This is a genomic window from Leyella stercorea (assembly GCF_021531655.1).
In genome coordinates this window covers 1-6,708 of record NZ_JADYUF010000079.1, presented here as the reverse complement: position 1 = coordinate 6,708, position 6,708 = coordinate 1, and the positions used below count along the sequence as shown (strand labels likewise).

At 44.3% G+C, this 6,708-nt stretch carries 5 protein-coding genes; all 5 read right to left on the bottom strand.

All coding sequences use genetic code 11. From position 1 onward, the window contains the following. Positions 1-52: 52 nt before the first annotated feature. Positions 53-1,312, bottom strand: coding sequence for a fimbrillin family protein (locus I6E49_RS13775; protein ID WP_235403033.1), 1,260 nt, complete (start codon positions 1,310-1,312; stop codon positions 53-55). After that, positions 1,309-3,474 carry a leucine-rich repeat protein gene (locus I6E49_RS13770; protein WP_235403031.1) on the bottom strand — a complete coding sequence of 722 codons (2,166 nt, stop codon included), beginning with the start codon at positions 3,472-3,474 and terminating at the stop codon, positions 1,309-1,311. Before I6E49_RS13770 ends, I6E49_RS13775 begins: the two co-directional genes overlap by 4 nt. 25 nt (positions 3,475-3,499) lie before the next feature. Beyond that, positions 3,500-4,459 carry a fimbrillin family protein gene (locus tag I6E49_RS13765; RefSeq protein WP_235403030.1) on the bottom strand — a complete coding sequence of 320 codons (960 nt, stop codon included), beginning with the start codon at positions 4,457-4,459 and terminating at the stop codon, positions 3,500-3,502. 217 nt (positions 4,460-4,676) lie between these two features. Continuing rightward, positions 4,677-5,618, bottom strand: coding sequence for an Rpn family recombination-promoting nuclease/putative transposase (locus I6E49_RS13760; RefSeq protein ID WP_441006981.1), 942 nt, complete (start codon positions 5,616-5,618; stop codon positions 4,677-4,679). 548 nt (positions 5,619-6,166) lie between these two features. Further along, a complete protein-coding gene (locus tag I6E49_RS13755) occupies positions 6,167-6,592 on the bottom strand; it encodes a hypothetical protein (protein WP_235403026.1) in 426 nt (141 codons plus the stop codon). Positions 6,593-6,708: the final 116 nt, after the last annotated feature.

The window sequence follows — 6,708 nt, the reverse complement described above, 5'->3', positions numbered from 1 at the left end:
AAAATACGACTATTTATTGAATTATTAAATTAAATAACTAATTATCAATATGTTAATTTATAGAACATCCCTTGAAACAAAAACCAGGCAATACATCATCTTCAGCTTTATCTGGCCAACACTCCTCTCCCCCAAATATATAGCTGTATACTCCTTTTATTCTTACATCCTTTAGATTTAGAGCCATAAGATTTGGCATACTGTCGCGCATAATCCTAAAATCACGCGCATTAATGGTACCGGTCACCTTCATGCGTTTCACCATGGCAATATCCTTATGCGAAGCGGCTATCGAGTCCTTAAGATATCCAGCAGTGGAGTTGATAACGACATACTCCGTAGCCGTAGCATCATGGCTCTGGGGATCGTTCTCCCAAGGGGCAATACTCTCACTTACAAGTGTGAGACGATACTTGCCATGACCCTCGGTCTTGTCCACTCTGATGTTGAACTTCATCATCTTGCCCGATACATAGGTAAGCGCCTCGTTCTTAGCAAACTTGTAAGGTGCGCCACCTATGGTGATGCTGAAGAGCGTTGTGCCTGTTGGGACGGTCTGAGGCACTACGATGGCACGCCATTCATCGTTCACTTGCGAGGGAATGGTAGCCGACGACTCCACATCACCTGCCACTTTCACGGTTCCGTCGGTCATATTTACGCTTGCCTTACGTGCCAGGTTGGTAACAAGCACTGTCTTGTCTATGCCTTCCCATTCGCTCTCGGTGAAGCCCTCGCCCTTGAGCAGTTTCACGCAGGCACTCGACATACGGTGTCTCAGCAGCAGACGCAAGGCAGCACTGGTGGGTGCTACGTCGCTCAACTTGCCCCATAGGAAGTCGCTCGCTTCATAACCGCCCATCTTGCCGTCGGCAGTGGCAGTGTTCTGGTCGCGCTGCACATTAAAAGTATAGTTGTCGATGCTTTCGGGGTTGGCGTATGGATAGTAGCCATATACGTCTATATGGGTATGATTGTCCTTCCAGTAAACGTCTTGGTCTGAATTCCATTTACAGTTGGTTTCATCGTAAGTGTAGCATACATTATCGGCACGGTTGCCACTCTGTTGTAATGTGCCGGGAATGTCGGCCTTATAGTCAACAATGTAGATGCCCATTCCGTCGCCGTCGCAAAAGCCGCCGTCGTTGACACGTGTCACAGCCACATGGTCTATCTCGCCTGAAAGCTCAATACGACAGGTGCTGTGCTGGGTGCCGTCAGCGCCGAACAGTCCGTCAGCGCAGCCAGCACACAACACCACACATATAGTTATGGTAATGTATATAAGAAAGTTTATGTATTTTCTTATCATTCGACAGTTTTTAATAATAAACCCGACCAGAAATCTGACGACTTATAGTCATTTAAAGCAGACTTAGGCACGATAACAGTGAGGTCTTGCAAATGGACTCCATAGAAAGCTCTGTCATTCACAACTGGAGGGACGGTGCTCTTACATTCAATTACGCGAAGCGATTTGCAATATCCGAAGGCTTGATCATCGATTAACTCAAGACTGCTTGGCAATATTATCTTTTGCAGATTTTCGTTATTATAAAATGCTCCTTCACCAATAGACAGAATACCCTCTGGAATCTCCGCCTCCCCAGTAAAAGCGCAATATGCAAAAGCTGATACAGAAATGCTTAACAATCCCTTGGGTATCTTAAAGCTTCCTGAGAAATAATTTCCATCGAAGTTTCCACGTTCAAGTATTGTAAGACTCTTCGGCAATTCAAGTTCGCCAATGAATCCGTTACGAGTAAATGCACAGTCTCCTATAATAGTGATGCCATCATGCAACTGTAATCTGCCTCCCAACCCACATTCGTAAAAAGCGAGCCCGGGTATAACGGTCAAGGATTTAGGAATCACCAAGTCGCCTTTAAAGCCAGTACAACCACGGAATGCGCTTGAACCCATCTTCTTCAAATGACTTGGCAATATCAGCTTGCCATACAGATACCGGCAATTATAAAAACATCCAGATTCGATTTCTTCAATTCCATCCGGCAAGTTCAATGGACATATAAAACAACACTCACTAAAAGCACTAACGCCTATTTTCTTCAACGTGGAAGGTAATGTCAAGATACCGGTAAAGTCGTTGTTAGTAAAAGCCCATTTCCCAATCTCTACCACACCTTCGGGAATATTGAGAGACCCCTTCAAACCAGAGCCGGCAAAAGCGTTACTTCCGATACTCTTAAGAACGTCAGGAAACACAATGCTTGTCAGCGTTTTCTTTCTTATAAAACATTCAGAAGGTATTTCATCATCTTTCCAATCCGGATTAATATAGCCACTGGTCGGTACTTTGATTCTTACATCCTTGAGGTTAAGAGCCGTAAGCTTTGGCATGCTGTCGCGCATCATTATGAAATCATGATGATTAATGATGCCGGTCACCTTCATGCGTTTCACCATGGCAATATCCTTATGCGAAGCGGCTATCGAGTCTTTAAGATGTCCGGCAGTGGAGTTGATAACAACATACTCAGTAGCCGTGGCATCATGGCTCTGGAGATCATTCTCCCAAGGGGCAATGCTCTCGCTTACAAGCATGAGACGATACTTGTCACTACCCTCGGCCTTATCCACTCTGATGTTGAACTTCATCATCTTGCCCGACACATAGGTAAGCGGCTCGTTCTTCGCAAACTTATACGGTGTGCCACCTATAGTGATACTGAAGAGTGTTGTGCCAGCCGGGACAGTCTGGGGCACTACGATTGCGCGCCATTCATTGTTCACTTGCGAGGGAATGGTAGCCGACGTCTCCACGTCACCTGCCACTTTCACGGTTCCGTCCGTCATGTTTATGCTTGCCTTACGTGCCAGATTGGTGGCAAGCACTGTCTTATCTATGCTTTCCCATTCGCTCTCGGTGAAACCCTCGCCCTTGAGCAGTTTCACGCAGGCACTCGACATACGGTGTCTCAGCAACAGACGCAAAGCGGCACTGGTGGGTGCTACGTCGCTCAACTTGCCCCAAAGAAAGTCGCTCGCCTCATAGCCGCCCATCTTGCCGTCGGCAGTGGCAGTGCTCTGGTCGCGCTGTACATTAAAAGTATAGTTGTCGATACTTACGGGTTTGGCGTATGGATAGTAGCCATATACGTCTATATGGGTATGAAAGTCTTTCCAGTAAACATCATAGTCAGAATTCCATTTACGGTTGGCTTCATCGTAAGTGTAGCATACATTGTTGGCACGGTTGCCACTCTGCTGCAGCGTGCCGGGTGTACCAGCCTTATAGTCAACAATGTAGATGCCCATTCCGTCGCCGTTGCAAAAGCCGCCGTCGTTGACACGTGTCACTGCCACCTGGTCTATCTCGCCTGAAAGCTCAATACGCCGAGTGCAGTGCTGTGTGCCGTCTTCGCCGAACAGTCCTTCAGCGCAACCAGCACACAACACCACACATATAGTTATGGCAATATATATAAGAAAGTTTATGTGTTTCCTTATCATGCAACAGTAATCAATAAAAAACAGATTATTCCTCAGTAGCCGTTCCACCATAGTCTACGCCGTCTGAGTCCCATCCGGTTATGGTGGCGTTCAAGCCGCTGCTTTTCTTAGCAAGTGTTACATTGAACGTATAGCTTTTGCCACTTACAAAATCGAAAGCCTTGGAGAACACGAAGTCACGTCCGTCCACATTCACATTTATCAGATTGGTCTGCGCTACTTGCTGCGGCACCACAATGGCACGATAGACATTGCCGTCCTTGTATGGTGTCATCGGAGTCATAGTCAATGACTCACTATCAGAATTCATAATAGGTTTCACCTTGCCCGTTGCAAGGTCTATGTTGGCACTTACGGCTGGTATGTTAAGCGTCACCTTAACATCCGAAGCTGCAAGCGAAGCATCGGTAAATCCTTCGCCTGGCTTCAAGGCTATCACCACCCTACTCATCACATGCTTTGAGGCAATGTAGACAGTCGTCTGACTTGGTGCCACATTTAACGTAGAACCAATGATGACATCGGAATTCTTATAAGAGTTGACTTTGCTTTGATCAGCTTCTACTTTAAACACCATAGGGTTCTCGTTTGCGTGTACTGCCTGATAAGGATAATACAAATAAAAATCAGCACACGTCTTGTCATCCTTCCAATACACTGTCTCGTCGGGAGTCCAAGTATTGTAAGAATATGTATAGCGCATATTGTCAACATAATTGCCCGAAGGCTTTAGGTCATTTTGCGAACCGTCATCGTTACGATTCACAACATAAAGTCCTATCCGGTCGCCACTCTCATACGCAGTTTCAGTGACACGAGTTATATAGGTGCTGATGCCAATGGGTATACGCACTGTTGGTTTTTCGGGCTGCGGAGGTGTAGGCTCATCGTCCACACCGTTTTCTGCTCCCGAAGAGCAAGCCAACAGAAAAAAACTGACAGCAGCAATGTATAAGCACTTATTCAACAACTTATTTATTATCATAGATTTCAAGTTTTGTTATTGCCGTATTATAATAGTTGTGCAAAATTACACAATTTATGTGAATACGACAAGTTCATAATAGTTCACATCAATGAGAATATGCCGTTTGCTTGTAGATTCCCTTGAAAATATGTTTTTTGGGAAAAACAATAGCGGAGACCGAAGTCCCCGCTATTATGAAAATCATATCGTACTATTAGATAGTTCACGAACGAAATTACAGTTTAAGATTCTGAATATCTTCTTCCGACAAGCCCGATGCTTGCACTATAGTTTCTAAAGGCACTCCAAGAGAAAGGAGATTGGCAGCCATCTTTTCCTTTGCTTCTTTTTCGCCCTCCACTTTGCCTTTAGCTATGCCTTTAGCCATGCCCTCAGCCATTCCTTCAGCATGTCCTTCAGCATGTCCTTCAGCAAACTTCGTCTTCTCAGCCGTCCTTATGGCATTCACTATGTCGCGGTAGGCATTGACGCTATCCTCGTACATTTTTAGCTCCTGCTTATTAAACTTGGAAATTTCTGCTTGCTCAAAAAGCCTTGTAAAGACACGCTCCTGAAGAGCTGCTGGGCGTTGCATAAGTCCGGAGAGATTCTTCAGCACATACATCCACTTGTCATACATAGTCACAAGTTCCAATTCCTGCTTGTCGAACTTCGGAATCTCAACATAGATATACGTCAGTTTGTCGTAGAATATCTCATGCGTATCCACCTCCATCAACTTTACCTCATGGTGCCATCGTTTGGCGTTATCAAGTCCTTCTGCAAAGTTGAAGTTCAGCAGACCTATGGTATATACGGGGTTAAGATGGAAATCCCATTCTCCTCCACGCTGCGCCTGTTCACGAATGGGGAACGTAGAATAATATATAGTACGGTCCTTGAAAAACTCCTGATATACATTCTGCATCTCTACTATAAACTTCTCGCCCTTGTCGTTCTCGCAATATACATCGAAGATGGCACGTCGGGCATCAGCACGGTCGCCAAGTTGCTCAGAATTTAGATATGTGACATCTTGAACGTTCTGCTCGCCATGAAACATAGCGTTCAGAAAGCTGATGAGCAATTCCTTGTTAAACTCAGAACCGAAGAGTCGCTTAAAGCCAAAGTCAGTATGTGGATTAATGTATTTCTCTACCATAACGCTGCTATTTATTATTTCATCAGCAAATATACAGCATTTTTGTTGATTTACAAACATTTGCTGGCAAAAATATTACATCACCAAAACCATCTCTTCATCATTCTCCTCAGAAATTCCTTGGTAATAGGGAAGCCCGAGGCATCGCCTACGACGGCGTCGATATGGCAGTAGGGGCATTCGGCTGTAGGTTCTTCGTCTGATATGTAGTCCGTCCAAATAGTCTGACATATCCGGTATAGTTCCCGGCTCCGACATTTGTGGCTGCAACACCCCGAACGCTTCCTTCACATACTCATATATTCCCCGAGTATATTTTTCGATGTCCACCCCTACATAGCGTGTATAGGTGTATTTGATAATGCATAAAGACATTTTACCTGCCATATTGTTTTTGTATTTCAGATTATACCTTATATAATATAGTAATATTAATGGAAATTTTCAAAAAAAGTGCTGGTATTTTAACAAACACCAGCACTTTCATTCTGATCTTTAATATTAAATTTTCTTCCCAATAGCTTGGGTACGAAGCATCACAGAAACAGAGAGAAGTTACCTATTTATCTATTTCTTTGTACAGTATCGACTACTACATCGCTAGGAATCCCAGTAGTCATGTCTTCAGATGGTTCTTTGTAATCTGGGTCTGGTTCATCCTGTGGCGACCCGTCATCATCGGTTATTTCAGCAGCATTGATTTTGCCTTCCTTCTTGGCTTTCAGATACTCATCGTATTCTCGACCGCTGAACTCTATCTTCTTGAGTAGACTCTCCTTTAGGGTGTCTTGGTCTTTACTTATGATGTTGGCGTTCCAATTTATGTCTCTGTTGCGGGCGTAAGTGAATAGTTCTGGCATGTCATCCGAGAAAACAAAGCTCTCGCCAGATTCCAAGTCTACTCCCTGATGCGTTTTCGTGGCTATCTTTTTGCCTGTAGAGACTTGGTAAATCGTAATCTCTATGGCGTAGTCAGAACCCTTTATCAAATTTGTTCCTATGTTCCTTATGAGCTGATTGACTTGACAATGGTACCCCAGTTCGGGATAAGAAATAGTTCATAAAAAAGTTGGTAGTCTCACAAATATTTTGTATCTTTATAGGT